Here is a 25,659-nt window from a genome sequence, read left to right on the forward strand (position 1 = left end):
TTTAAGGCGCGGTATGAAGGGCTATGTGGCAAAGGCAAGAGCGCGAAAGTCGCTCTTGTGGCGTGCATGCGAGTGCTGCTGATCCGGCTCAACGCCATGCTGCGCGACGGCACAGCATGGCGGGCATAAATAACTGGGCAAGACAGTTGCTGCTACGACGTCCCTGTAGCAGCGGCCGCAGGTCGCGTCACGGGCACCGCGTAGTTCCAGGCAGGTCGCGTGGGCCCGCGGCCGGCGGTGTCCCCGTAGCAGCGGCCGCAGGCCGCGTCACGGGCACCGCGTAGTTCCAGGTAGGTCGCGTAGGATGGGGCGCTTCGATTACTCCAGGCCCAGCTTCTTCAACCGGTAACGCATCGACCGGAACGACAGGCTCAGCCGTTGCGCCGCTGCCGTGCGGTTCCAGCGGGTTTCTTCCAGGGCTTGCAGGATCAGCTTGCGCTCGATGTTCTCGAGGAAGTCTTCCAGGTTGTCGACGTTGGTCAGGTCGGGCAGGCCGCCTTCGGTGGTCGGTGCCGATTCGCTCAGGCGCAGGTCGCTGGGCTCGATGCGCTCGTTCTCGCACAGGGTGTAGGCGCGTTCGAGCATGTTCTCCAGTTCGCGCACGTTGCCGGGGAAACGGTAGCCTTTCAGGGTTTCCAGCGCCGCCGGGCTCAGTTGTGCCGGGGGCAGGCCGCTGCCGTGGGCCAGGCGCTTGAGCACGCGGGTCGCCAGCAGGGCGATGTCTTCGCGGCGTTCGCGCAAGGAAGGCACGCGCAGTTCGATGACGTTGAGGCGGTAGTAGAGGTCCTGGCGGAAACGCCCGGCCGCCACTTCGGCGTTCAGGTCCTTGTGGGTGGCGCAGAGGATGCGCACGTCCACCACCACTTCACTCTGGCCGCCGATGCTGCGCACCGCCTTCTCCTGGATGGCGCGCAACAGTTTCACCTGCATGGCCAGCGGCAGGTCGGCGACCTCATCGAGAAACAGCGTGCCACCGTTGGAGGCCTGGAACAGCCCCGGCTTGTCTTCCACGGCGCCGGTGAAGCTGCCTTTGCGGTGGCCGAAGAACTCGCTCTCCATCAGCTCCGAGGGAATGGCGCCGCAGTTCACCGGCACGAACGGCAGTTCGGCGCGCGGGCCCTGTTCGTGGATCAGCCGCGCGACCAACTCCTTGCCGCTGCCCGACTCGCCACTGATGTACACCGGCGCCTGGCTGCGCGCCAGCCGGCCGATCTGCTTGCGCATCGCCAGCATCGGCGGCGAGTCACCCAGCAAGCGGTCGTCGATGCTCTGCTCGCTGCCGGCCGGGCCTTGCAGGCGCAGGGCGCTGGCCACCAGCTCGCGCAGGCGCGCCAGGTCCACGGGCTTGGTCAGGAAGTCGAAGGCGCCGGCCTTGAGGGCGTTGATGGCGGTGTCGAGGCTGCCGTAGGCGGTGATCATCGCCACCGGCAGCTGGGGAAAGCGTTGCTGGATATGTTGCACCAGCTCAAGGCCGGTGCCATCGGGCAGGCGCATGTCGGTCAGGCACAGGTCGAACGGCTCGCGGCCCAGCAGCTCGCGGGCTTCCTTGACGTTGCGCGCGCTGCGCGTGTCGAGTTTCATCCGGCCCAGGGTGATTTCCAGGAGTTCGCGGATATCCGGCTCATCGTCGACGATCAGGATCTTTTGCCGTTGGCTCATGTTCAACTCAGCTTCCGTGCATGGGCGAACGTGATACGCAGGCAACTGCCGCCGCGTTCACGTGGCTTGTAGTCTAGGTGCGCCTGGTTGCTTTCGCACAGTTCACGGGAAATGTAGAGGCCCAATCCTGTTCCTTTGGTTTCGGTGGTGAAGAAAGGTTCGAAGATGTGTTGCAGTTGATCGGCTGAAAACCCCGGGCCATCATCCAGCACGTCGAGAATCGGCAGGCCGTTGGTCGGGTCGACGAACAGGTTCAGCCACACCTGGGCCTGGCCATGGGCGTGGGCGCTGTAGCGCAGGCCGTTTTCCACCAGGTTGCTGAGCACCTGGGTCAGGTGGTGCGGGTCCATGCGGGTCTCGATCGGCCCGTCGGTGACGTACAGGTGCAGGGCCTGGCGCGGCGTGGCGGTGGTGCGGAAGTCGGCGAGGAAGCGCTCGAGGAACGCCCGCAGGTCCAGCGGTTCGGGCTCGGCCTGGCGGCGCCGGGACAGCTGCAGCACGTTCTCGATGATCAGGTTCATCCGCTTGGACTGGTCCTTGATGATCTCGGTCAGGCGCAGGTCGGCGGGGTCGAGGTTTTCCGACTCCTGTAGCAACTGGCCGGCGTGGCTGATGGCCCCCAGCGGGTTGCGGATCTCATGGGCGATACCCGCAGTCAGCCGGCCCAGGGCCGCCAGCTTGAGTTGCTGGGCCTGTTGGGCGACCTGCGAGAGGTCTTCGAGGAACACCAGGGTCTGCTGTTGCTCGCCGCGGCGCAGGGCGATGAAGCTGGGCTGCACCGACGGGCCGGTGGGCGTGAACTTCAGGCTGCGCAGGCGCAGGGTAGGGTTGGTGCGCCACTGCAGCAGGCGCTCCACCAGCTCCGGCGAGTAGGCGGTGATCAGCTGGCCGCCCAGGTTGAACTGGCCGATCAGCTTGAGCGCGCCTTCGTTGGCCAGTTGCACGCGGTTGACCGTATCCAGCACCAGGATGCCGGTGCGCATGCGCTGCAGGATCAGCGCGTTGAGCTCTTCCAGGTTGGTCACGTCGCTGGCGCGTTGTTCGGCCAGGCTCTCGCTGACCCGCAGCAGCCGCGTCAGGGCCTGCACCATCAGCGCCACGGCGAAGCACAGCACCCCCAGCGTGCTGGCCTGCACGTAGTTGGTGGCGGAGTTGGGGCGCAGGAAGTTCAGGTAAAAGGTCAGGTAGATGATGCCGATGCTGCCCAGCGCGGCGATCAGCAGGCCGTTGCGCCCGCGCAGCAGCAGGTTGCTCATGGCCACCGAGGCGATCATCAGGTTGCCGATGCCGCTGCCCGTGCCGCCACCGGCGTAGAACAGCCCCGAGAGCATGAGGATGTCGAGCAGCGCCAGGGCGAACACATGGCCCGGCGGGCGCAGTTTTTCCAGAAGGATGACGGCGGCAATGTTGAACAGCAGGTAGGCCCAGCTGCCGGTGCGGAACCAGGCGCCGTTGGCCAGTTCCAGCAGCTTGTCATCCATGTTGCTGGAAATCAGCAGGATCAGGGTGATGCCGATGGTCAGGCGGTACAGGTGGTACAGGCGCAGCAGGCGCCGCGCCTGGGGGCCGCCCGGCAGGAAGGTCTCAGCGCTCACGTGGCGCCGGGCCCTGGTCCAGGTGGGCCTGGCTGCAATACCACTGCTGGCCGTTGCCCAGCGCGCGGTTCTGCGGCAGGTGCACGCCACAGTGGGCGCAGCGCACCATCAGCAGCGGCTGGTCGTTGCCGGTGCGGGCCGGGCCCTGGGGCCGTGGCTTGATCTTGCGCCACAGCCACAGGATGGCGAAGACAATGGCGATCCAGAAAATCAGGCGAATCATGTTCAGCGGCTCAAACGTGAAGGAGATGCGGCAGTGTAGGAGCGGGCCGGGCAGGGGACAAGCGGTGCCGGGTATCGGCGGTGATATCTTTTTGATGGCGCCTGCTTTGTAGCCGCTGCCGCCAGGCTGCGCTGGTCCGCGAGTACACCCATGGGGCATCTGGTGTATGAAAGGGCCAGCGCAGCCTGCGGCAGTGGCTACAGGTGCCCGGGCGAGAAATATATTTCTGCGGATACAAAAAAAGAGGCCCGAAGGCCTCTTTTTTTACTGCGGCGTTGCTCAGTCGAACAGGCCGAAGGTCAGGTAGCTGAAGAAGCCGCGCTTCTTCTTCGGTGCGTCGTCCACCGGCTTGGCCGGCTCGTCGGCGGTACCGCCCTGGTCCTTTGGCAGCAGCTCGTGCGGGATGGCGTCCTTGTCGTCCTGGAACTGTTTGGTCAGCTCCTGGTTGGCGCGGGTCTCGCCCGGTGGCAGCGGTGCGCTGGTGCCTACCAGGCCCAGGGTGGCCTTGGTCAGCCACGAGCGGTTGTCCGCCTCGGCCTGTTGCGCCACGAACTTGCCGTCCACCAGTTGCGGGTGGTCAGGGTAGTTCAGCTTCAGGGTTTCCAGGCTGGTAGCGGCCAGGTCGTCCAGGCCCATGCGCTGGTAGGCTTCCACCATCACGGCCAGGCCGTCACCCACGGACGGGGTTTCCTGGAAGTTTTCCACCACGTAGCGGCCACGGTTGGCGGCGGCGACGTAGGCCTGACGGGTCAGGTAGTAGTCGGCCACGTGGATCTCGTAGGCCGCCAGCAGGTTGCGCAGGTAGATCATGCGCTGCTTGGCGTCTGGGGCGTAGCGGCTGTTGGGGTAGCGGCTGGTCAGCTGCGCGAACTCGTTGTAGGAGTCGCGGGCAGCACCCGGGTCACGCTTGGTCATGTCCAGCGGCAGGAAGCGCGCCAGCAGGCCGCGGTCCTGGTCGAACGAGGTCAGGCCCTTGAGGTAGTAGGCGTAGTCGACGTTCGGGTGCTGGGGGTGCAGGCGAATGAAACGCTCGGCAGCCGACTTGGCCGCTTCAGGCTCGGAGTTCTTGTAGTTGGCGTAGATCAGCTCGAGCTGCGCCTGGTCGGCGTAGCGCCCGAACGGATAGCGGGAGTCCAGCGCCTTCAGCTTGGCGGTGGCGCTAGTGAAGCTGTGGTTGTCCAGATCGGCCTGCGCCTGCTGGTACAGCTCGGTTTCGCTCAGGTTTTCGTCGACCACTTCCTTCTTCGACGAACAGGCGGCCGTGAGTCCGAGGATGGCGATCAGCAGCAGGTGTTTCACTTGCATGGCGGCTTGCGTCCCTATGACGGCCGCTGTCTTGGGCGTGACCGTCCTGTTATGATGAGCGCCCCGTGGAAGCCTCGGGGCAAAAGACGCCGTATTTAACCACAAGCGTGCAGCCGAAACCAAAGGCTGTGCCGCCGCACAGTCCGAGCATGTCCGAGATCATACAACTTAGCGCAGAGGTACCGTCCGAATTGGGCGGCCAACGCCTCGATCAAGTCGCCGCACAATTGTTCGCCGAGCACTCTCGCTCGCGCCTTTCCGCCTGGATCAAAGAAGGCCGCCTGACCGTGGACGGTGGCGTGCTGCGCCCGCGTGACATCGTTCACGGCGGCGCCATCCTGGCCCTTTCCGCCGAACAGGAAGCCCAGGGCGAGTGGATCGCCCAGGACATCGAGCTGGACATCGTCTACGAGGACGACGACATCCTGGTCATCAACAAGCCTGCGGGCCTGGTGGTGCACCCGGCTGCTGGCCACGCCGATGGCACCCTGCTCAACGCCTTGCTGCACCACGTGCCGGACATCATCAATGTCCCGCGCGCCGGCATCGTGCACCGCCTGGACAAGGACACCACGGGCCTGATGGTGGTCGCCAAGACCATCCAGGCGCAGACCAAGCTGGTCGCGCAGCTGCAAAGCCGTACCGTCAGTCGGATTTATGAGTGCATCGTCATCGGCGTGGTCACCGCCGGGGGCAAGATCAACGCCCCCATCGGTCGCCACGGCCAGCAGCGCCAGCGCATGGCGGTCATGGAAGGCGGCAAGCCAGCCGTCAGCCACTACCGCGTGCTCGAGCGCTTCCGCTCGCACACCCACGTGCGGGTCAAGCTGGAAACCGGCCGTACCCACCAGATCCGCGTGCACATGTCGCACATCAACTTCCCGTTGGTGGGTGACCAGGCCTACGGCGGGCGCTTCCGCATTCCGCCGGCCGCCAGCGCGACCATGGTCGATGCCCTGAAGACCTTCCCGCGCCAGGCGCTGCACGCGCGCTTCCTGGAGCTGGAACACCCCACCACCGGCCAGCGCATGAGCTGGGAATCGCCACTGCCGGATGATTTCGTCTGGCTGCTGTCGCTGCTCAAGCAGGACCGCGAGGCGTTCGTCGGATGAGTGACCTGACGCAGGACCTGATTTTCCCCGATTGGCCGGCACCGGCCAACGTGAAGGCCTGCGTCACCACGCGAGAGGGCGGCGTCAGCGCCGCGCCTTTCGAGCATTTCAACCTCGGTGACCACGTGGGCGACGCGCCCGCGGCTGTGGCCGAGAACCGCCTGCGCCTGACGCGCACGTTCGGCATCCAGCCAGCGTGGCTCAAGCAGGTGCACGGCATCCACGTGGCGCACGCCAACCCGGCGGTCATCGCCGAGGCGGACGCCAGCTGGACGGCCACCGCCGGTATCGCCTGCACGGTGATGACCGCAGACTGCCTGCCCGCGCTGTTCTGCGACCGCGCCGGCACCCGCGTGGGCGCCGCCCATGCCGGCTGGCGCGGGCTGGCCGCCGGTGTGCTGGAGGCCACGGCGGAAAGCCTGGCGGTGCCGGCCAGCGAGATCCTGGTCTGGCTGGGCCCGGCCATCGGCCCGCGCAACTTCGAGGTGGGCGCCGAGGTGCGCGACATCTTCATGGCCAGCCACCCGCAGACCGCCGCAGCCTTCGTGCCGGGCGCCGCGCCGGGCAAGTTCATGGCCGATATCTACGCCCTGGCGCGCCTGCGCCTGGCGGCCATGGGCATTACCGCGGTGTACGGCGGTGGTGAATGCACCATCGAGGATCTACGCTTCTTCTCCTACCGGCGTGCGCCGCAGACCGGCCGCTTCGCGTCGCTGATCTGGCTCGATAACGCCTGACCACGACACTTCGTAGCCGCTGCCGCAAGGCTGCGCTGGCCTGTGTGAACCCTGAAAATCTTCAGCGAGGCACGGGGCCAGCGCAGCCTTCGGCAGCGGCTACGGGTAGTGTGCGTTATTGATGTGGGTCAAGCCCCTGCCGCTTGAATCTTGAACAATGCCCCCCATCTATATCGGTATCTCAGGCAGGTTTTTCTTCATCAGGTGTGTCCATCGCTCCGGCCTGCCCCTATAGGAAGGTGACATATGCGTATAGACCGTTTGACCAGCAAGTTGCAGTTGGCGCTGTCCGATGCCCAATCCCTGGCGGTGGGCATGGACCACCCGGCCATCGAGCCTGCGCATTTGATGCAGGCATTGCTCGACCAGCAGGGCGGTTCCATCAAGCCGCTGCTGATGCAGGTGGGCTTCGACGTGAACAGCCTGCGTAAGGAATTGAGCAAGGAGCTCGACCGCCTGCCGAAAATCCAGAACCCTACCGGCGACGTCAACATGTCCCAGGACCTGGCGCGCCTGCTCAACCAGGCCGACCGCCTGGCGCAGCAGAAGGGCGACCAGTTCATCTCCAGCGAGCTGGTGCTGCTGGCGGCCATGGACGAGAACAGCAAGCTGGGCAAGCTGCTGCTCGGCCAGGGCGTTAGCAAGAAAGCCCTGGAGAACGCCATTACCAACCTGCGCGGCGGCGAAGCGGTGAATGACGCCAACGCCGAAGACTCGCGCAAGTCCCTGGAAAAATTCACCGTTGACCTGACCAAGCGCGCCGAAGAGGGCAAGCTGGATCCGGTGATCGGCCGTGACGACGAAATTCGTCGCACCATCCAGGTGCTGCAGCGCCGTACCAAGAACAACCCCGTGCTGATCGGCGAACCGGGCGTGGGCAAGACCGCCATCGTCGAGGGCCTGGCCCAGCGCATCATCAACGGCGAAGTGCCGGACGGCCTGCGCGGCAAGCGCCTGCTGTCCCTGGACATGGGCGCGCTGATCGCCGGTGCCAAGTTCCGCGGCGAGTTCGAAGAGCGCCTCAAAGGCGTGCTCAACGACCTGTCCAAGCAGGAAGGGCAGATCATTCTGTTCATCGACGAACTGCACACCATGGTCGGCGCCGGCAAGGGCGAGGGCTCCATGGACGCCGGCAACATGCTCAAGCCGGCCCTGGCCCGTGGCGAGCTGCACTGCGTGGGCGCCACCACGCTCAACGAGTACCGCCAATATATAGAGAAGGACGCGGCCCTTGAGCGGCGCTTCCAGAAAGTGCTGGTGGACGAGCCGAGCGAGGAAGACACCATCGCCATCCTGCGCGGCTTGAAAGAGCGCTACGAGGTGCACCACAAGGTGGCGATCACCGACGGCGCGATCATTGCCGCGGCCAAGCTCAGCCATCGCTATATCACCGACCGCCAGTTGCCGGACAAGGCCATCGACCTGATCGACGAAGCCGCCAGCCGCATCCGCATGGAAATTGACTCCAAGCCCGAGGTGCTGGACCGCCTGGAGCGTCGCCTGATTCAACTCAAGGTCGAGTCCCAGGCCCTGAAGAAAGAAGACGACGAAGCGGCGATCAAGCGCCTGGAGAAACTGACCGAGGAAATCGCCCGCGTCGAGCGTGAGTACGCCGACCTGGAAGAGATCTGGACCTCGGAGAAAGCCGAAGTGCAGGGCTCGGCGCAGATCCAGCAGAAAATCGAACAGTCGCGCCAGGAACTGGAAGCCGCCCGTCGCCGTGGCGACCTGAGCCGCATGGCCGAGTTGCAATACGGGGTGATCCCGGACCTGGAGCGCAGCCTGCAGATGGTCGACCAGCACGGCAAGAGCGACAACCAGTTGCTGCGCAGCAAGGTCACCGAGGAAGAGATCGCCGAGGTAGTGTCGAAGTGGACCGGCATTCCGGTGGCGAAGATGCTCGAAGGCGAGCGCGAGAAGTTGCTGAAGATGGAAAGCCTGCTGCACAAGCGCGTGATCGGCCAGAACGAGGCCGTGGAAGCGGTTTCCAGCGCCGTGCGCCGCTCCCGTGCCGGCCTGGCGGACCCGGATCGCCCCAGCGGCTCGTTCATGTTCCTGGGCCCAACCGGCGTGGGCAAGACCGAGTTGTGCAAGGCCCTGGCCGAGTTCCTGTTCGACACCGAGGAGGCCATGGTGCGTATCGACATGTCCGAGTTCATGGAGAAACATTCCGTGGCTCGCCTGATCGGTGCACCGCCGGGCTACGTCGGTTATGAAGAGGGCGGCTACCTGACCGAAGCCGTGCGCCGCCGGCCGTACTCGGTGGTGTTGCTGGACGAGGTGGAGAAGGCTCACCCGGACGTGTTCAACGTGCTGCTGCAGGTGCTGGACGACGGCCGCCTGACCGACAACCAGGGCCGTACCGTGGACTTTCGCAACACCGTGATCGTGATGACCTCCAACCTGGGCTCCGCGCAGATCCAGGAGCTGGTGGGGGACCGCGAGGCCCAGCGTGCTGCAGTGATGGACGCGGTAAGCTCGCACTTCCGGCCGGAGTTCATCAACCGTATCGACGAGGTGGTGGTGTTCGAGCCGCTGGCCCGCGACCAGATCGCCGGCATCACGCAGATCCAGCTCGGCCGCCTGCGCCGCCGCCTGGCCGAGCGCGAGCTGAACCTGGAGCTGAGCGAAGAGGCGTTGGACAAGCTGATTGCCGTGGGTTACGACCCGGTGTATGGCGCGCGGCCGCTGAAGCGCGCGATCCAGCGCTGGATCGAGAACCCGTTGGCGCAGTTGATTCTGTCCGGGCAGTTCCTGCCGGGCACGACCATTACCGCCAGCGTCGCGGACGACGAAATCGTCTTCGCCTGATGGTTTAGTCTCTGTAGCCGTTGCCGCCAGGCTGCGCTGGCCCTGTAGTACACCCGGGAAATTACAGGTGTGCCATAGGGCCAGCGCAGCCTGCGGCAGCGGCTACGGCGTTTCGGCCCTGGAAAATCGGCACCCTCAAAAAAATTGCAGCTAAATGCATGTTTCTATTTGCATTTCTGAAAAAGGTTGAGTAAAGTTCGCCTCGCTGTAACGGCAACCCACAGATCACCACGCTGCACCGGGATCTGAAAATAGTTTGAAATTCAGTAAGTTGAATGAAAATTAGGGGTTGACAAGGGTTTTGAAGGTTGTAGAATAGCGCGCCTCAGAGGCACTAACGTAGCGATACGGGAAAGCCGAAGAGTTCGAAGCGGTAGGAATACAGATTCGAAACTTGCAGTACTGAAATTTATAGTTCCGTGATAGCTCAGTCGGTAGAGCAAATGACTGTTAATCATTGGGTCCCAGGTTCGAGTCCTGGTCACGGAGCCAAATTTCATATCGGGGTATAGCGCAGTCCGGTAGCGCGCCTGCTTTGGGAGCAGGATGTCAGGAGTTCGAATCCCCTTACCCCGACCATTTTTGGGTCGTTAGCTCAGTTGGTAGAGCAGTTGGCTTTTAACCAATTGGTCGTAGGTTCGAGTCCCACACGACCCACCATTTTTGATTCCAGTTCGCTGGGTCAGATCTTAAAAGCCCTTCCGGGTAACACTGGAAGGCATCAAAAAAGGCGCCTTATGGGTGCCTTTTTTGTACCGGGGTATAGCGCAGTCCGGTAGCGCGCCTGCTTTGGGAGCAGGATGTCAGGAGTTCGAATCCCCTTACCCCGACCATCTTCAGAAAAAAGGCGTCCCTCGTGGACGCCTTTTTTTATGCCTGAAAAACTTCTCCGACTCCAAACACGATCCGTAGCCGCTGCCGCCAGGCTGCGCTGGCCCTTGTGAGCGCTGAAAAAGTCCAGTGGGGCATAGGGCCAGCGCAGCCTGCGGCAGCGGCTACGGGTATCAGGCTTTGACGGTCATTCGGCTACCTAGCCGATACCGCGAAGATGGATGGGTCAGCTTCACATAGGTCACCGCCCGCTCCGCATTCCACGTGCGCCGCAGCAGCACCAGGCACGCCTCATCCATCTCCATCTGCAGCAGCCGCGCTTCCTCCTCGCTGGGGTGCCCGGCTTCGACGATGTGTTCCATCTCGTCCGGGCGAATGACCTGCAGCAGGTAGCTGGCAGGTTGCAGCTGGGCGCCAAAGTCCTGTGCCAGCAGCTGCGGGATCAGGTCCGGATTCACGTAGCGATCTTCCAGCTGCACCGGCACCCCTTCCTCCAGGTGCACGCACAGCAGGTGAAACACCGACGCGCCGGTGGCCAGGCCCATGGCGGCCGCCACCTGCAGAGACGCGGCTTCACGCCCCATGTGCAGCATGCGGCATTCATAGCGGTGGCCGCGGGCGAGAATCTCGTCGCCGATGTTGCTGATGCGCATCAGGTTGGACTGCGGCTTGGGCTCGGCCACGAAGGTGCCCACGCCGTTGACCCGCACCAGCCGGCCTTCCTCGGCCAGCTCGCGCAGGGCGCGGTTGACGGTCATGCGCGACATGCCCAGGGTCTGCACCAACTGGTTTTCCGAGGCAATCAGGTCGCCGGGCTTCCAGTGCCCGGCGTGGACCTTGTCCAGCACGAAGTCCTTGGCGCGTTGGTACAGCGCCTGGGCTGGCCGGGTGTTCATCCCTGGTACAGCTCGGCGAAGGCCAGCCAGCGGCCGAATACGCCATCTTCCACCCAGCTGCGGGCGGCGGCGATGTCGGGGGCGAAGTAGCGGTCCTCGTCGTAGTGGGCCACGCCCTCGCGAATGAAGTGCATGACTTCGGTGAGCTTTGGCGAGGTCTGCAGCGGTGCCAGCAGGTCGATGCCCTGCGCTGCGCCCAGCAGTTCGATGGCGACCACGGCGCTGCTGTTGCCGGCCATGTCCAGCAGGCGGCGGGCGGCGAAGGTGGCCATGGACACGTGGTCTTCCTGGTTGGCGGAAGTGGGCAGGCTGTCGATGGAGGCGGGGTGGGCCAGGGTCTTGTTTTCCGAGGCCAGGGCGGCGGCGGTGACCTGGGCGATCATGAACCCGGATTTCAGGCCGCCTTCGCGCACCAGGAAAGCCGGCAGGCCGGACAGCGCCGGGTCCACCAGTTGCGCGGTGCGGCGCTCGGACAGCGCACCGATTTCCGAGATGGCCAGGGCCAGCACGTCGGCGGCCATGGCCACCGGTTCGGCGTGGAAGTTGCCGCCCGACAGCACGTCACCGTCGGCGCTGAACACCAGCGGGTTGTCGGACACGGCGTTGGCTTCGCGCAGGAATACCCCGGCGGCAAAGCGCATATGATCCAGGCAGGCGCCCATCACCTGGGGCTGGCAGCGTAGGGAATAAGGGTCTTGCACGCGCTTGCAGTCGGCGTGGGACTGGCGGATCTCACTGGTGGCGCCCAACAGGTCGCGGTAATAGGCTGCCGCGGCGATCTGCCCAGGCTGGCCACGTACTGCCTGGATGCGTGGGTCGAACGGCACCGCCGAGCCCTTCAGCGCTTCCACGGTCAGGCTGCCGGCAACCACGGCGGCGCTGAACAGTTTTTCCGCGGCGAACAGCCCGCGCAGGGCCAGGGCGGTGGACACCTGGGTGCCGTTGATCAGCGCCAGGCCTTCCTTCGGGCCCAGCTCCAGCGGCGTCATGCCGGCGATGGCCAGGCCCTCGACCGCGTCCATCTCACGGCCTTCATGGCGCACGCGACCGACCCCGATCAGCACCGCCGACATATGCGCCAGGGGCGCCAGGTCACCCGATGCGCCCACCGAACCCTGGGAAGGAATGCATGGGAACACCTTGGCCGCATACAGCTGGCGCAGCGCCTCGATCAGCTCCCAGCGTACGCCGGAAAAACCACGGGCGAGGGAGGCCACCTTGAGCGCCATGATCAGGCCGACGCTGGCGTCATCCAGCAGCGGGCCGGTGCCGGTGCAGTGCGACAGCAGCAGGTTGCGCTGCAGCTTGGCCAGCTTGTCGGTGGCGATGGAGGTGCGCGCCAGCAGGCCGAAGCCGGTGTTGATGCCGTAGACGGTGCGTTCGTTGGCGATGATCTGGCTGACGGTGTTGGCGCTGGCCGCCACTACATCCCGGGCCGAGGCGTCGAGCTCGAAGGGAGCCTGGTGCTGATAGATGGCGCGCAGTTGGTCGAGGTCGAAATGGCCGGGCAGGATCTGCAGGGTGGCGGGCATGGCGGTGTCCTGATGTCAGGTTGAGAGGGTAGCTATATAAGCCTGTATATACAGGTATAGCAAGAGCCCTGTCGCCGGTAAAGCGCACCTTGTCGCAAATCCATACGCCACAAACGACGTAGCCGCTGCCGCAGGCTGCGCTGGCCCCATGCCTCACTGGAGATTTTCAGTGGGGCTCAGGGCCAGTGCAGCCTGCGGCAGCGGCTACGTAACTGCGGAGGCTGTTAGTGCAGTTTCAGGCGCGGCTCGGTGCCGCGGCCGATGCGGCTGCCCAGCATCAGCATCATGGTCTTGAAGGTGCCGTACAGCGCCATCTGGTGCATGCGGTACAGCGACACGTAGAACATGCGCGCCAGCCAGCCTTCCAGCATGACGCTGCCGGTCAGGTTACCCATCAGGTTGCCCACCGCCGAGAACTTCGACAGCGAGATCAACGAGCCGTAGTCCTTGTAGGTGTATTCCGGCAGCTCCTTGCCCTCGATGCGCAGCTTCAGCGACTTGGCCAGCAGGGACGCCTGCTGGTGGGCCGCCTGGGCGCGCGGTGGCACGTTGCGGTCGGTGCCTTTCTGCGGGCAGGCCGCGCAGTCACCGAAGGCGAAGATGTTCTCGTCGCGGGTGGTCTGCAGGGTCGGCAGCACTTGCAGCTGGTTGATGCGGTTGGTCTCCAGGCCGTCGATGTCCTTGAGGAACGCCGGCGCGCGGATGCCTGCCGCCCAGACTTTCAGGCTGGCGGGGATGACCTTGCCGTCGGCGGTCTTCAGGCTGTCGGGGCCCACTTCGCTGACCGAGGCGTTGGTCAGCACGGTAACGCCGAGTTTTTCCAGGGTCTTGTGCACCGGCCCGCCGATACGCTCCGGCAGGGCAGGCAGCACCCGCGGGCCGGCTTCGATCAGGGTGATGCGCATGTTTTCCGGCTTGATCTTGTCCAGGCCATAGGCCGCCAGCTCGTGCGCCGCGTGGTGCAGCTCGGCGGCCAGCTCCACGCCAGTGGCGCCGGCACCGACGATGGCGACGCTGATCTGGCTGTCCAGGTCGCTGTGCGCGTGGGCGCGCAGGTAGTGGTTGAGCAGCTGCTGGTGGAAGCGCTCGGCCTGCTTGCGGGTGTCCAGGAACAGGCAGTTCTGCGCTGCGCCCAGGGTGCCGAAGTCGTTGGTGGTGCTGCCCACCGAAATCACCAGGCTGTCATAGCCCAGGGTGCGCGCAGGCAGCAGCTCCAAGCCGTTCTCGTCGATGGTGGCGGCGAGCTGGATCTGTTTGGCGGCACGGTCCAGGCCGCTCATGCGCCCCAGCTGGAACTCGAAGTGGTTCCACTTGGCCTGGGCCACGTAGTTCAGCTCGTCTTCCGAGGAGTTCAAGGAGCCGGCGGCCACTTCGTGCAGCAGCGGTTTCCAGATGTGCGTCAGGTTGGCGTCGACCAGGGTCACGCTGGCGGTGCCACGCTTGCCCAGGGTCTTACCCAGGCGGGTCGCCAACTCCAGGCCGCCGGCGCCGCCGCCGACAATCACGATACGATGTGTCATTCAAAGTACTCATAAGGTTTACGGAATTCTGTAGGTCAGTGGGAAGGGCGAGCGCAAGGCAGCTCAAAGCACCAGGTAACTGATCAGGCGGCTCAACAGGCCAAGGCCGATGGTGATGGCTACCGTCAGCACCAGGAGCATCCACGGCCGAAAGGGCCGGCGCTCGACTTTGTGCTGGGGCAGCTGCAGGTAGTGATCCACGCGTTGCTGATCTTCGGGATTCAGACGGCTGCTCATCATGGCCTCGCAAGGTAGACGCTTCTGACTGTAGGAAAAGTACAGTGTTCCCAACGCAAATCATACAACCATTCCAACCCCGTAGCAGCTGCCGCAGGCTGCGTCCGGCCCCCGCGCGTTCTAGAGGCTGATCCCCACATCAAACACAATGCTGCGCCCCAGGTTGCTGCGCAGGAAGTCCGGCGCATCCGGATGGGCGAACAGCACCCGGGCGAAGGTCGGGCCCACCAGCGACAGCGAGCGCCAGCCCTGGCGCAGGTACTCGGTAGGCGGCGGGAAATGGCTGTTGAGGTCCAGCACCTCGCGCTTCAGGCTGGCGAAGGCAATGATGTCCAGCTCGCCCGGGTCCAGCCCGCGTTCCTTGTAGTTGTGCGACTTCTTGCGCAGGGTGGGGGCCAGGCGCTGCAGCAGTTCCGGCGCGCCGATGCGCTTGGGCCGGGCCTCACGGCGCACCAGCTGGGCCAGGGAAAAGGCGCTGCGGCGCCGTTGCAGCTCCTCGCGCCACTCGTCATTCAGGCGCCGGCCCTCGTCCAGCACGAAAAACACCTCGAAACTGGCGTCGCGGAACAGCACGTCCGGCGGCTCCTGGCCGGCCGGGTTGAATTCCTCGGCGCGGTACGGAATGTTCAGGCCTTGTAGCAGGCGCTGGCACACCCAACGCTCGCGCTCCCATTTGCGGGCATTGGACAGGAACGCATTGGCTTGTTCGGCCTGGATGGTAAGCAGGCGCAGGTAATCTGAGTCATCCATGCACACAAGCTTAGCGGGTCAAATGCGCTTTGCCGTGAATGACTTGCACACGCTGTGTCACGGTGTGGGGTGTAAACTGCCAACAAGCACATTCGCCAGAGGAACCTGCACATGAAGTTCTGGACCCTGTTGCTGCTCAGCCTGCTGCCCTGCTGGGCCATGGCCTTGGAGGTGGGTGAACGGTTGCCGCCGTGGACGCTGCTGGACCAGTTCGACGCGCCCTACAGCCTCAACGAAGACGCGCGCATTTTGCTGGTGGCCCGCGACATGGGCGGCGCCAAGCTGGTCAACGCCGCGCTGCAAGGCCAGCCCAAGGGCTACCTGGAAGGGCGCAAGGCGGTGTTCCTGGCGGACATCCAGCGCATGCCGGCCTTGATTGCCAGGATGTTCGCGCTGCCGTCCATGCGTTCCTACGACTACCGCGTGGTGCTCGACCGCGAAGGCCGCATCGCCCCCAACTACGGCGTGGCCGATGACTCGGTGCTGTGGCTGGAACTGGACCACCAGCGGGTGGTGGCCCAGCACGCGTTCACCGACGCCGCTGCGTTGAAGACGGCGTTGGAACAGGCGCAAAAATGATCAGCGCGCAGGTGCTGTCCGGCGCGACGCTAAGCGTGGGCTGGTGCCTGTATATACCGGTGTTGGGCTGGGCTGCCTGGCGCGCACCCTGGGTTGAACTGTTCAGTGACAGCCGCCGCCAGCACCTGCTGTTCGGTACGGTGCTGGCGCTGTTCCTGCTGTGGCTGGTGCGGCGCGATTTCGACACCGGGGTGTCCTACCATTTCATCGGCATGACCGCCGTGACCTTGCTGCTGGACTGGCCGCTGGCGCTGCTCGGCGGCCTGGCCGCGCAGATGGGCCTGGTGCTGCTGGGGCGCCAGGACCTGCTGGCCGCCGGCATCAACGGCCTGCTGCTGATCGGCCTGCCGGTGCTGGTGACCGAAGTCTGTGCCGTGCTGGTCGAGCGCGCGCAGCCGAAGAATCCCTTCGTCTACATCTTCTGCTCAGGGTTCTTTCCTGCCGCGTTGGCGGCGTTGCTTTGCGTGTTCGCCGGCCTGGGGCTGTTGTGGCTGGACGGGCGCTTCGCGCTGCCGGAGTGGATCTGGGACTTTGTCGGCTACCTGTGGCTGGTGATCTTTCCCGAGGCGTTCATCAACGGGGTGATCGTCACGGCGCTGGTGGTGTTCTGCCCCGAGTGGCTGGAAACCTTTAACCGCACGCGGTACCTGGCGGCGCCGTGGAAGGATGAGTGATGCCCCCCCCGGATGGCGCGAGGAGCTCTGTAGCCGCTGCCGCCAGGCTGCGCTGGCCGGTGTGAACCCTGAAAATCTACAGTGGGGCACGAGGCCAGCGCAGCCTACGGCAGCGGCTACAGGGGTATATCAGTGCTCGCTGTGGGGCAGGTCGCCCGAGAACAGCTCATCCTCGGCGTCCGGCGCCACCGGGATCTTGTGTTCCTCGGCGGCCCAGGCGCCCAGGTCGATCAGCTTGCAACGGTCGGAACAGAACGGCCGGGTTGGGGTGGCCGCGGTCCATTCCACCGGCGCCCCGCAAGTAGGGCATTGTACGGTCAGGGGTTGGCTCATGATTGGCCTCCAGTCAACGTCAGGTAAAAATCATGCAGCCGCTCGACTTCGGCGCGCAAGGCGCCCAGGTCGCGGTCATTGACCAGCACATCATCGGCGTGGCGCAGGCGTTCCTCGCGGGTGGCCTGGGCCTTGAGGATGGCCTGCACCTGCTCAAGGCTGGTGTTGTCACGGCGCAGGGTACGCTCGATCTGCAACGCCTGGGGCACATCGATCACCAGCAGGCGCTGGGCCAGCCGGTACTGCCCTGACTCCACCATCAGCGGCGAGACGAACACCGCGTAGGGCGAAGTGCCCCTGGCCAGCGCCTGGGCAATCTCGGTGGCAATCAGCGGGTGCAACAGGCCTTCCAGCCAGCGCCGCTGCTCGGCGTCCTCGAAAATCAGCCGGCGTAGCGCCGCGCGGTCCAGCGTGCCATCGGCCTGCAACACCCCGGGCCCGAAGTGCCGGGCAATCTCGGCCAGCGCCGGGCGCCCCGGCTCGACCACCCAGCGCGACGCCTGGTCGGCGTCCACCACGTGCACGCCCAGCTCGGCGAAGCGCTCGGCGGCGGCACTCTTGCCGCTGCCGATACCGCCGGTAAGGCCCAGGATCCAGGGCGTCGAAGAAGCTGTAGTCATCAGAAACCAGCAAACTGCATGTAGGAAGCGGTTATTTGACCACCCCACAGCAATGCGATCCAGCCCGCAATGGCCAGATACGGCCCGAAAGGGATCGGCGTGCTGTGCGCGGCGTTGCGCAGGCGCAGCAGGATCACCCCGAGAATGGCGCCCACCAGCGACGACAGCAGGATGGTCAGCGGCAGCACCTGCCAGCCACCCCAGGCGCCGAGCATCGCCAGCAGCTTGAAGTCGCCATGGCCCATGCCCTCCTTACCGGTCACCAGCTTGAACAGCCAGAACACCAGCCACAGCGCCAGGTACCCGGCCACCGCGCCCCACAGTGCGTCGCTCAGGCTGGTGAAAATGCCGTAGGCATTGAGGATCAGCCCCAGCCACAGCAGCGGCAACACCAGCGCATCGGGCAGCAACTGATGATCGGCATCGATCATGCTCATGGCCAGCAGGCCCCAAGTCAGCAGCATCATCGCCCCGGCGGCCCAGCCAAAGCCGAAATGCCAGGCAACGAACGCGCTCAACAGGCCGCTGGCCAGCTCCACCAGCGGGTAGCGCTTGCTGATGGGCGCGTTGCACTGGCTGCATTGGCCCCTCAGTGCCAGCCAGCTGACCACGGGGATGTTTTCCCAGGCGCGGATCTTGTGCTGGCAGTGCGGGCAGGCCGAGGCAGGGAGCATCAGGTTGTAGCGCGGGCCCTGGGGCTCGGCCGGCAAGCCGAGGATATCGCGGGCCTGGGCTTTCCAGTCGCGCTCCATCATTTTCGGCAGGCGGTGGATGATGACGTTGAGGAAACTGCCCACTACGAGGCCCAGGATCAGGGCGCAGAGGGTGAAGGCCACGGGGGAGGTGGCCAGGTATTCGGATAGGGGCATGTTAGACGACGTTGCCGAGTTGGAAGATGGGGAGGTACATGGCGATGACGAGCCCGCCGACCAGAATACCCAGGACTGCCATGATCATCGGTTCCATGAGGCTGGTAAGGCTATCGACCAGATTGTCGACTTCCGCTTCGTAGTAGCTGGCGACCTTGTCGAGCATTGTGTCCAGGGCGCCAGACTCCTCTCCAATCGCCGTCATCTGGATAGCCAGGCTTGGGAACGTCGCAGTAGTGCGCATGGAAACATTGAGTTGGGTGCCGCTAGATACATCCTGTTTGATTCGATTCACGGCGGTTTTGAACACGATATTGCCGGTTGCGCCGGCGACGGAGTCCAACGCTTCCACCAATGGCACACCCGCAGCAAATGTCGTTGAAAGCGTTCGCGCGTACCGAGCCACCGCGGACTTGTACAGGAGCTGGCCGATAACAGGCACCTTCAGCAGCAGACGGTCAATGAAGTCGTGGAAACGCTGGTTGGTCTTGTGGAAATGGCGGAAGGTAAATACCAGGGCAATGGCGATGCCCAAAATGATGTACCACCATGACTGGACCACATTGGATAACCCGACGACCATCAACGTGAAGGCGGGAAGCTCTGCGCCAAAGCCTTCAAAAACCATCTTGAACTGCGGCACGACTTTGATCAGCAAAATACCGGTGACGACGATCGCCACCACGACTACCGCGATTGGGTAGCTCATTGCTTTTTTGATCTTCGCCTTGAGCTGTTCGGTTTTTTCCTTGTAGGTGGCCACGCGATCCAGCAGTGTTTCCAATGCGCCTGCCTGTTCGCCGGCATCCACCAGGTTGCAATACAGCTCATCGAAGTATTCAGGTTTTTTCCGCAGCGCCGAGGCGAAGCTGTTGCCCGAGGCGACATCCGTTTTTACGTCATCGATGAGTTTGCGCATGTTAGGGTTTTCCGAGCCCTCGGCAATGATCTCGAACGACTGTAGCAACGGCACGCCGGCCTTCATCATGGTCGCCATTTGCCGGGTGAACATGGCGATGTCCAAGGGTTTGATGCGCTTGCCCTTGCCAAATATCGACCCGGTTTTCTTCTTGATCTTGGTGGGCGTGATACCTTGCTTGCGCAGCTGGGCCCTGACCAACGGCAGGTTGGGAGCGGTCAGTTCGCCGGTGACCTTCGCGCCCTTGCGGTCCGCCCCCTCCCATGAATACACGTTGATTTTTGCTGTTGCCGGTTTGGCCGCCATGGATCAGTCCTTGGTAACGCGGTTGACTTCTTCGAGGCTGGTCACACCCTGCATGACCTTGATCAGGCCCGAGGTGCGAAGATCATTGAAACCATCTTTCCTGGCCTGCTCGCCAATTTCTATGGAGTTGCCTTCCTCCATGATCAAGCGCTGCAGTTCAGGGGTGTTGCGAACGACCTCGTAGATACCCTGGCGCCCCTTGTAGCCACCGTTGCACTGGTCGCATCCAACAGGTTCGTAAATGCTGAACGTGCCGATCTTGTCTTCCGGGAAGCCTTCCTTGAGCAGGGCCTCGCGCGGGATGTCCGCTTCTTTCTTGCAGTGCACACACAACTTCCGTGCCAACCGCTGCGCAATGATCAAGTTGACGGAGGTGGCAATGTTGAATCCGGCAACCCCCATGTTCTGCAGTCGAGTCAAGGTTTCCGCCGCACTGTTGGTGTGCAGGGTGGACAAGACCAAGTGACCCGTCTGGGCTGCCTTGATAGCGATCTCGGCTGTTTCAAGATCGCGGATCTCCCCGACCATGATCACATCCGGGTCCTGGCGCAGGAATGAACGTAGCGCCTGGGCAAAGTCCAGCCCCTGCCTGGGGTTTACGTTGACCTGGTTGATACCTTCCATGTTGATCTCCACCGGGTCTTCAGCCGTGGAAATGTTGATATCAACCGTATTGAGAATATTGAGCCCAGTGTAGAGCGAGACGGTCTTGCCAGAGCCGGTGGGGCCCGTGACAAGAATCATGCCCTGGGGTTGACGCAGCGCTTGCAGGTACAGTTCCTTCTGCTCCGGTTCGTAGCCCAGCGCGTCGATGCCCATCTGGGCGCTGGACGGATCGAGAATACGCATCACGATCTTTTCGCCCCACAGGGTGGGGAGGGTGTTGACCCGGAAATCGATGGCTTTGTTCTTCGAAATGCGCATTTTGATGCGGCCGTCCTGAGGCTTGCGGCGCTCGGAGATATCCAGGCTGGCCATGACTTTCAGACGTGCTGCGATGCGCCCGGCAAGGTTGATCGGCGGCCTGGCCACTTCCCGCAGCATCCCATCGGTCCTCAGGCGTACGCGGTAGATTTTCTCGTATGGTTCGAAGTGCAGGTCGGAAGAGCCACCGCGAATGGCGTCCAGCAGCATCTTGTTGACGAAACGCACCACTGGGGCGTCGTCAGCATCCTGGCCGGCAATGGGCTCGTTCTTGTTGGTGTCTACCGATTCGACATCCAGGCCTTCGAGATCTACATCGTCCAGCTCTTCCAGGCCGGTGTTGCCGTTGTCGAAAAACTTGTCGATGGCATCCATCAACTTGTCATCTTCAACCAGAATGGCTTCTGTCGTCAGGCCCGTGCTGAACTGAATGTCGGTGATCGCCTGGTGATTGGTAGGGTCCGACAAACCCACGAACAATTTGTTCGCTCGTCGCCACAGTGGCAAGGCGTGATGCTGGCGAATCAGCCTTTCGCTAACCAGCCCTTTTGGTTGGGATTCCTTGTCCAGCATCGAGAGGTCGAGCAGCGCCACGCCAAACTGTTCGGATGCTACTTCTGCAATCTCACGACTCTTTACCAGCTTATTTTGTACCAGGAAGTGTACAAGCGGGATCTTATTGCGTTGTGATTGCTGAAGCGCTTGCTGAGCACTTTTGTCAGTGAGCAGTTCAGCCTGGACCAATTGCTTGGCCAGGCCAGAAAGGGCGATATCGTTCATTTGGGCACCGGACACATCTATTGCGTGTTTTATAGCCTAGTAGAGGCTAGGTGCCAAACGGCATCGTCTTGTGAGTCAGAATTTTTCATGGAGGGCCCGGACGCGAGAAAACCGTGGTACTGCAAGCAGCGATGGCACGTACCGTGCTGATCCGTTATCAGGCTCAAGTGGAAGAGACGTCCGTGTGCGCCTGTCACTCGGGATTAATAAGCGAGTCAAGGGTAGGGAATGAAAGGGACGAGCAAGGGTTTTACGCTGATCGAATTGATGATCGTGGTCGCTATTATCGGGCTGCTGGCAGCCATAGCGCTGCCGGCGTACCAGCAATTCATCAAGCGGGCTGCCTACGCTGAGGTCGTCGCTGGCCTGGAGCCGGTGAAAGCAGCGGTCGGCCAGTGCTATCAGGTAAACGCTGCCCTGGGGAGCTGTGATACGGCAGCCAAGTTGGGCCTGGCTCTGACCTCCCAGGCCACGGGGGCACTGAATAGCGTAGCCGTGACGGCAACGTCCGCAGCCATTGTCGCCACGCCCAATGCTTATCGCGGCCTGCAGGCAACCGAAACCTGCACCTTGACGCCAAGCCTTTCGGGCGGGGTGTTGGTCTGGGCGTACAGTGGGCCATGCCTTGACCTCGGATACGTGCGCAATTGATAGTCGGGTGTTTATACGGGGGTGTGACAATTATTGTCACTTTGTGCGAGAAACAGAGGCTCCAGGGTTGGGCCGGCAAACTTGAAGTGCCATAAGTAGCGGGTGATTTCTTCTGGCACGGCGTGTGCTTCAGCATCTTCAGGCAGCCGTCAAACGATGCCGGTGACCACTACCCTTGGGGATAAATTATGAAAAGCATGCAAAAAGGTTTCACCCTGATTGAATTGATGATCGTGGTCGCGATCATCGGTATTCTGGCCGCCGTGGCACTCCCTGCCTACCAGAACTATGTGAAGAAAGCCGCTTACTCTGAAGTTATCGACGGCATGGCTCCGGTCAAGACTGCGATCAGCATCTGCTATAACGAAAACTCGGCACTGGCTGGTTGCGATACTGCTGCAGCACTGGCATTGACCCTGCCGAGCGCCAAGGCGACTGGTGCACTTGCCACCATTACCATCACCGCCACTACTGCCGTCATCAACGCGACGCCTAACGCCTACAAAGGTATTGTCGCGACTGACACTTGTGCTCTTACACCGACCCCAGCCAACGGTACTCTTAGCTGGGCTTACAGCGGCGCCTGCGTCAACAACGGGTATGTGCATAACTAATTAATTAGACTGCACGGCAGCCACCGCCTGCCCCTCAGGGGCAGGCGGTGGCTGTCAGACGTCTTGAGTTTTACGGTTGTTGTTGTAACCGGGGCAACAGTGCTAAGTTTATCGTCCGTCCCAATGCCGGTGTAGCTCAGTCGGTAGAGCAGCGCACTCGTAACGCGAAGGTCGTAGGTTCGATTCCTATCCCCGGCACCATCTCCCCCCGCGTCACCCGCACCTTCCTCCCTCAATGCCGCGATATGCGATTGTTCGTGGTCATGTTCGTGGTATCAATCAACCAGATCCACTGGTCATCCGCCTTCACGTTGTTGCACTTGTTGCCATACGCCGCGTAGTTCACGCACAGGGTGCTTTCGGTCACTTGCCAGCTGCCTTTCTGCGGCCCGGTGCCGCCCATGCTGAGCACGGCGGTGCCATCGGCCTGGAAGGTCTCGCTGTAGGGTTGGCCGTCACGGTTGATGCCGCGGTGCGGGCGGCCTACCAGTGCGCTGCTGATGGCGTCGCCCTTGAGGTCCATGGCGTTGGCCGAAGGGTCGCGGGGGTCGTTGGTGCGTTCGTCGTGCATGGCGCAGCCGGCGAGCAGGATGACCAGGGCGGTCAAGCAGATCCCTTTCATGGTGAAGTACCTGTATTGGCTGGAGGGCCCACTGAGGGGAGATTTGCATATTCCAGCTTAGTCAGGGGAAGGGGCGGGGCTATGTTGATTGGCGATAGGGCGCGAGGCGGTGATGCGCAACGGTTCTGCATGTTTTCGGAACTAATCAGGGCGCGCGCGGTTCGGCAATGCATTGGCATTGCTATCGAGTTGATTGAAGAAAATTGCGCGCCGGACGTTAGTCAAATGCGATGATGGCCAAGTGCTCCAGCTGCAACACTACCCACGTGCCACGTTTTCAGGGGGCCTTATGACCCGTACCTTTTTTCCTTCGCCCTTCGAGCCCGCCAGCTGCGCCCAATGCCGCAACCTGGAGGCGCTGGATTTCGACTTCACCATGGCCTTCCAGCCCATTGTCAACGTGCGCAGCGGCCTGCTGTACGCCTACGAGGCGCTGGTGCGCGGGCCCAATGGCGAGTCGGCCGCCAGCGTGCTGGGCCAGGTCAATGACGGCAATCGCTACCGCTTCGACCAGGCTTGCCGGGTCAAGGCCATCGAGACGGCCGCTAGGCTAGGGCTTGTGGATATCCCCGATTGCAAGTTGAGCATCAACTTCCTGCCCAACGCGGTGTACCGCGCCGAAACCTGCATCCGCGCGACGCTGGAGGCGGCCCAGGCCTCGGCGTTTCCGCTGGAGCGGCTGATGTTCGAGGTGACCGAGGGCGAGAAGGTGGAAGACCCGGAGCATTTGAAGTCAATCTTCAAGGCCTACGAGCGCCAGGGGTTTACCACCGCCATCGATGATTTCGGTTCGGGCTATTCGGGGTTGAACCTGTTGGCGACGTTCCAGCCCCAGGTGTTGAAGCTGGACATGGCGCTGACGCGCAATATCGACAGTGACGGCGTGCGTGAGGCCATTGTGGCGGGGATCGTGCTGGTGGCGCAGCGGCTGGGGATAACCTTGCTGGCCGAGGGCGTGGAGACGGATGGCGAGCGTGATGCGCTGCTGGCGCTGGGCATTGAGTTGATGCAGGGCTATCTGTTTGCGCGGCCGCAGGTGGCTGTGCTGCCGCTCAAGCCACTGTAGCCGCTGCCGCAGGCTGCGCAGGCCTTGAACCTCGCTGGAAGTCTCCAGTGAATATCAGGGCCAGCGCAGCCTGCGGCCGCGGCTACGGGGGGGGTAGGCGTCCTGGCGCCAACGCACGGTGTAGTGCGCCGCGACGCTGGTCATCTGCGGCTGGAAGTGGGTGTTGGTGATCAGGTACTTGTCCACCTGGCCGTTGTCCCGGTGGTGTTCCAGGGTGTCGCCGGCGCCGGCGTTGAGGGTTACTTCGTAGATCAGCGCCTTGTTGGGTTCGACCCGGGTCTGGAAGGGCCCCAGGCGGGTGCCGTCGATGCGGATGATGTAGACCTTGTCGGCCCCGGGGTTGAGCGTGTTCGTCACTGCGAGTACTCCAATACCTTCGTTCATCTCGTGGGTGGTGGTGTCACAGACTCAGGCGCATCGACAGGTCGATGGCCTTGACGTCCTTGGTCATGGCGCCGATGGAGATGTAGTCCACACCGGTCTGGGCAATGGGCAACAGGGTGCTTTCATTGATGCCGCCGCTGGCTTCCAGCTTGGCCTTGCCGGCGTTCAGCCGCACGGCCTCGCGCATGTCGTCGTGGCTCAGCTCGTCGAGCATGATGATGTCGGCGCCGGCGTCCAGGGCTTCCTTGAGTTCGTCCAGGCTTTCGACCTCGATCTCCACCGGCTTGCCGGGGGCGATGCGGTGCGCGGCGCTGATGGCCTGGGCAATGCCACCGCTGGCGGCAATGTGGTTTTCCTTGATCAGGAAGGCGTCGTACAGGCCGATGCGGTGGTTGTGGCAGCCGCCGCAGGTTACCGCGTACTTCTGCGCCAGGCGCAGGCCGGGCAGGGTCTTGCGGGTGTCCAGCAGCTTGACCTGGGTGCCGGCGACCTTGTCGGCCAGTGCCTGGGCCTGGGTGGCCACGGCGGACAGCATCTGCAGGAAGTTCAGCGCCGTGCGCTCGCCGCTGAGCAGCGAGCGCGCCGGGCCTTCGAGGTGGAACAGGGCCTGGTTGGCGCTGGCACGCTGGCCGTCGCTGACCTGCCAGTGCACGGCCACCCGCGGGTCGAGCTGGCGGAACACCGCGTCCACCCAGGCGGTGCCGGCCACCACGCAGTCCTGGCGGGTGATGATGGTGGCTTTTGCCAGGCGCTCGGCCGGGATCAGCTGGGCGGTGATGTCCCCGCTGCCAATGTCCTCGAGCAACGCACGGCGCACGTTGGCTTCGATCTCGGCAGTCAGGTCGGCGAGGCGTAGATTCGGCATAGCAGGCTCCACAGGCAAAGTGGCCGGATTATAGGGCAGTGATGCCCTGGCGCGAAGCCTTGCGAGCGGCTTGCGGTCCGGTGGCGCCAGGCTACGAAATAGAGCCGTGGGTGGGAGCTTTTTGCCATCTTTGTTGTCCACTTCGCATCGGGTTGCAAATAACCCGTTCAGGCGCTCTAGCGCTGCCGCCCGGATTTGCAGATAATGAGCGCCTTGTTATTGGCGTCATGACTTTGACGTCGGTC

25 protein-coding genes, 5 tRNA genes and 1 pseudogene are annotated in these 25,659 nt (G+C 63.3%); 14 read left to right on the forward strand and 17 right to left on the reverse strand.

The genetic code is table 11. The features are described from left to right. Nucleotides 1-129, forward strand: a pseudogene (locus AC0Z2B_RS05945) (IS110 family transposase); the annotation flags it as partial. 189 nt (nt 130-318) lie between these two features. Here the strand turns inward: AC0Z2B_RS05945 and AC0Z2B_RS05950 are convergent. The 4 genes from AC0Z2B_RS05950 to AC0Z2B_RS05965 all read right to left on the reverse strand — a co-directional run bounded on the left by AC0Z2B_RS05950 (nt 319) and on the right by AC0Z2B_RS05965 (nt 4,782). Further along, entirely contained in the window at nt 319-1,659 is a 1,341-nt protein-coding gene (locus tag AC0Z2B_RS05950; protein ID WP_476295572.1) for a sigma-54-dependent transcriptional regulator, read from the reverse strand. 2 nt (nt 1,660-1,661) lie between these two features. Further along, nucleotides 1,662-3,254: a sensor histidine kinase gene (locus tag AC0Z2B_RS05955; protein ID WP_416426946.1), complete on the reverse strand. Its 1,593-nt coding sequence runs from the start codon at nt 3,252-3,254 to the stop codon at nt 1,662-1,664. Then, nucleotides 3,244-3,477: a PP0621 family protein gene (locus tag AC0Z2B_RS05960; RefSeq protein WP_416426945.1), complete on the reverse strand. Its 234-nt coding sequence runs from the start codon at nt 3,475-3,477 to the stop codon at nt 3,244-3,246. The genes AC0Z2B_RS05955 and AC0Z2B_RS05960 overlap by 11 nt, the downstream gene beginning before the upstream one ends. A 279-nt stretch (nt 3,478-3,756) precedes the next feature. Next, nucleotides 3,757-4,782, reverse strand: coding sequence for an outer membrane protein assembly factor BamD (locus AC0Z2B_RS05965; RefSeq protein ID WP_476295573.1), 1,026 nt, complete (start codon nt 4,780-4,782; stop codon nt 3,757-3,759). 149 nt (nt 4,783-4,931) lie between these two features. Between AC0Z2B_RS05965 and rluD the strand changes: the two genes are divergently transcribed. The 7 genes from rluD to AC0Z2B_RS06000 all read left to right on the forward strand — a co-directional run bounded on the left by rluD (nt 4,932) and on the right by AC0Z2B_RS06000 (nt 10,275). Then, nucleotides 4,932-5,894, forward strand: a complete 963-nt coding sequence (gene rluD / locus AC0Z2B_RS05970) for a 23S rRNA pseudouridine(1911/1915/1917) synthase RluD (RefSeq protein ID WP_416426943.1) — start codon at nt 4,932-4,934, stop codon at nt 5,892-5,894. Further along, nucleotides 5,891-6,631, forward strand: a complete 741-nt coding sequence (gene pgeF / locus AC0Z2B_RS05975) for a peptidoglycan editing factor PgeF (protein WP_476295574.1) — start codon at nt 5,891-5,893, stop codon at nt 6,629-6,631. Before rluD ends, pgeF begins: the two co-directional genes overlap by 4 nt. A 246-nt stretch (nt 6,632-6,877) precedes the next feature. Next, nucleotides 6,878-9,442: an ATP-dependent chaperone ClpB gene (gene clpB, locus AC0Z2B_RS05980; protein ID WP_416426941.1), complete on the forward strand. Its 2,565-nt coding sequence runs from the start codon at nt 6,878-6,880 to the stop codon at nt 9,440-9,442. Between the two features lie 416 nt (nt 9,443-9,858). Further along, nucleotides 9,859-9,934: transfer RNA gene (locus AC0Z2B_RS05985), tRNA-Asn, on the forward strand. A gap of 10 nt (nt 9,935-9,944) precedes the next feature. After that, nucleotides 9,945-10,021, forward strand: a tRNA-Pro gene (locus AC0Z2B_RS05990). 5 nt (nt 10,022-10,026) lie between these two features. Continuing rightward, nucleotides 10,027-10,102: transfer RNA gene (locus tag AC0Z2B_RS05995), tRNA-Lys, on the forward strand. Between the two features lie 96 nt (nt 10,103-10,198). Further along, nucleotides 10,199-10,275: transfer RNA gene (locus AC0Z2B_RS06000), tRNA-Pro, on the forward strand. Nucleotides 10,276-10,446: 171 nt separating this feature from the next. Here the strand turns inward: AC0Z2B_RS06000 and hutC are convergent. The 5 genes from hutC to AC0Z2B_RS06025 form a co-directional block, all read right to left on the reverse strand. After that, complete coding sequence (hutC, locus tag AC0Z2B_RS06005) at nt 10,447-11,169, reverse strand: histidine utilization repressor (protein ID WP_416426940.1); 723 nt, start codon at nt 11,167-11,169, stop codon at nt 10,447-10,449. Continuing rightward, nucleotides 11,166-12,701 carry a histidine ammonia-lyase gene (hutH, locus tag AC0Z2B_RS06010; RefSeq protein ID WP_476295575.1) on the reverse strand — a complete coding sequence of 512 codons (1,536 nt, stop codon included), beginning with the start codon at nt 12,699-12,701 and terminating at the stop codon, nt 11,166-11,168. Before hutH ends, hutC begins: the two co-directional genes overlap by 4 nt. A 224-nt stretch (nt 12,702-12,925) precedes the next feature. Beyond that, nucleotides 12,926-14,221 carry an NAD(P)/FAD-dependent oxidoreductase gene (locus AC0Z2B_RS06015; protein ID WP_416426938.1) on the reverse strand — a complete coding sequence of 432 codons (1,296 nt, stop codon included), beginning with the start codon at nt 14,219-14,221 and terminating at the stop codon, nt 12,926-12,928. Between the two features lie 63 nt (nt 14,222-14,284). Then, nucleotides 14,285-14,458 (reverse strand): DUF3094 domain-containing protein, encoded by a 174-nt coding sequence (locus tag AC0Z2B_RS06020; RefSeq protein WP_476295577.1) that lies wholly within the window; start codon nt 14,456-14,458, stop codon nt 14,285-14,287. Between the two features lie 120 nt (nt 14,459-14,578). Beyond that, nucleotides 14,579-15,208 (reverse strand): DUF1780 domain-containing protein, encoded by a 630-nt coding sequence (locus tag AC0Z2B_RS06025; protein WP_476295578.1) that lies wholly within the window; start codon nt 15,206-15,208, stop codon nt 14,579-14,581. Nucleotides 15,209-15,319: 111 nt separating this feature from the next. On the opposite strand from AC0Z2B_RS06025, the gene AC0Z2B_RS06030 reads away from it, so the two are divergent. Then, nucleotides 15,320-15,787 carry a hypothetical protein gene (locus AC0Z2B_RS06030; protein WP_008371544.1) on the forward strand — a complete coding sequence of 156 codons (468 nt, stop codon included), beginning with the start codon at nt 15,320-15,322 and terminating at the stop codon, nt 15,785-15,787. Continuing rightward, nucleotides 15,784-16,461: an energy-coupling factor ABC transporter permease gene (locus tag AC0Z2B_RS06035; RefSeq protein WP_473004500.1), complete on the forward strand. Its 678-nt coding sequence runs from the start codon at nt 15,784-15,786 to the stop codon at nt 16,459-16,461. The genes AC0Z2B_RS06030 and AC0Z2B_RS06035 overlap by 4 nt, the downstream gene beginning before the upstream one ends. 129 nt (nt 16,462-16,590) lie before the next feature. Here AC0Z2B_RS06035 and yacG read toward each other — a convergent pair whose 3' ends face one another. From yacG to pilB, 5 genes are read right to left on the reverse strand one after another with little or no spacing between them, the layout of a single operon-like run. Continuing rightward, nucleotides 16,591-16,794, reverse strand: coding sequence for a DNA gyrase inhibitor YacG (yacG, locus tag AC0Z2B_RS06040; RefSeq protein ID WP_416426934.1), 204 nt, complete (start codon nt 16,792-16,794; stop codon nt 16,591-16,593). Continuing rightward, nucleotides 16,791-17,414: a dephospho-CoA kinase gene (coaE, locus tag AC0Z2B_RS06045; protein WP_008371538.1), complete on the reverse strand. Its 624-nt coding sequence runs from the start codon at nt 17,412-17,414 to the stop codon at nt 16,791-16,793. The genes yacG and coaE overlap by 4 nt, the downstream gene beginning before the upstream one ends. Next, nucleotides 17,414-18,283 (reverse strand): prepilin peptidase, encoded by an 870-nt coding sequence (locus AC0Z2B_RS06050; RefSeq protein ID WP_476295580.1) that lies wholly within the window; start codon nt 18,281-18,283, stop codon nt 17,414-17,416. The genes coaE and AC0Z2B_RS06050 overlap by 1 nt, the downstream gene beginning before the upstream one ends. A 1-nt stretch (nt 18,284) precedes the next feature. Next, nucleotides 18,285-19,508 carry a type II secretion system F family protein gene (locus tag AC0Z2B_RS06055; protein WP_476295581.1) on the reverse strand — a complete coding sequence of 408 codons (1,224 nt, stop codon included), beginning with the start codon at nt 19,506-19,508 and terminating at the stop codon, nt 18,285-18,287. A gap of 3 nt (nt 19,509-19,511) precedes the next feature. Beyond that, nucleotides 19,512-21,212: a type IV-A pilus assembly ATPase PilB gene (gene pilB, locus AC0Z2B_RS06060; protein WP_476295582.1), complete on the reverse strand. Its 1,701-nt coding sequence runs from the start codon at nt 21,210-21,212 to the stop codon at nt 19,512-19,514. 228 nt (nt 21,213-21,440) lie between these two features. Between pilB and AC0Z2B_RS06065 the strand changes: the two genes are divergently transcribed. The 3 genes from AC0Z2B_RS06065 to AC0Z2B_RS06075 all read left to right on the forward strand — a co-directional run bounded on the left by AC0Z2B_RS06065 (nt 21,441) and on the right by AC0Z2B_RS06075 (nt 22,678). After that, a complete protein-coding gene (locus AC0Z2B_RS06065) occupies nt 21,441-21,863 on the forward strand; it encodes a pilin (protein WP_476295584.1) in 423 nt (140 codons plus the stop codon). Nucleotides 21,864-22,051: 188 nt separating this feature from the next. After that, nucleotides 22,052-22,477 (forward strand): pilin, encoded by a 426-nt coding sequence (locus AC0Z2B_RS06070; RefSeq protein WP_476295586.1) that lies wholly within the window; start codon nt 22,052-22,054, stop codon nt 22,475-22,477. Nucleotides 22,478-22,602: 125 nt separating this feature from the next. After that, nucleotides 22,603-22,678, forward strand: a tRNA-Thr gene (locus AC0Z2B_RS06075). Nucleotides 22,679-22,709: 31 nt separating this feature from the next. Here AC0Z2B_RS06075 and AC0Z2B_RS06080 read toward each other — a convergent pair. After that, the gene (locus AC0Z2B_RS06080) at nt 22,710-23,099 is read right to left on the reverse strand and encodes a hypothetical protein (protein WP_416426927.1); all 390 of its coding nucleotides are present in this window, start codon (nt 23,097-23,099) and stop codon (nt 22,710-22,712) included. 289 nt (nt 23,100-23,388) lie between these two features. Between AC0Z2B_RS06080 and AC0Z2B_RS06085 the strand changes: the two genes are divergently transcribed. Next, nucleotides 23,389-24,165, forward strand: a complete 777-nt coding sequence (locus tag AC0Z2B_RS06085) for an EAL domain-containing protein (protein WP_476295587.1) — start codon at nt 23,389-23,391, stop codon at nt 24,163-24,165. Between the two features lie 54 nt (nt 24,166-24,219). Here the strand turns inward: AC0Z2B_RS06085 and AC0Z2B_RS06090 are convergent, their stop codons facing one another. Beyond that, nucleotides 24,220-24,522, reverse strand: coding sequence for a hypothetical protein (locus AC0Z2B_RS06090; protein ID WP_476295588.1), 303 nt, complete (start codon nt 24,520-24,522; stop codon nt 24,220-24,222). A 43-nt stretch (nt 24,523-24,565) separates the two neighbouring features. Continuing rightward, nucleotides 24,566-25,414 (reverse strand): carboxylating nicotinate-nucleotide diphosphorylase, encoded by an 849-nt coding sequence (gene nadC / locus AC0Z2B_RS06095; RefSeq protein WP_416426924.1) that lies wholly within the window; start codon nt 25,412-25,414, stop codon nt 24,566-24,568. Between the last annotated feature and the right edge of the window lie 245 nt (nt 25,415-25,659).

This window comes from Pseudomonas sp. GYB4201 (assembly GCF_056312595.1).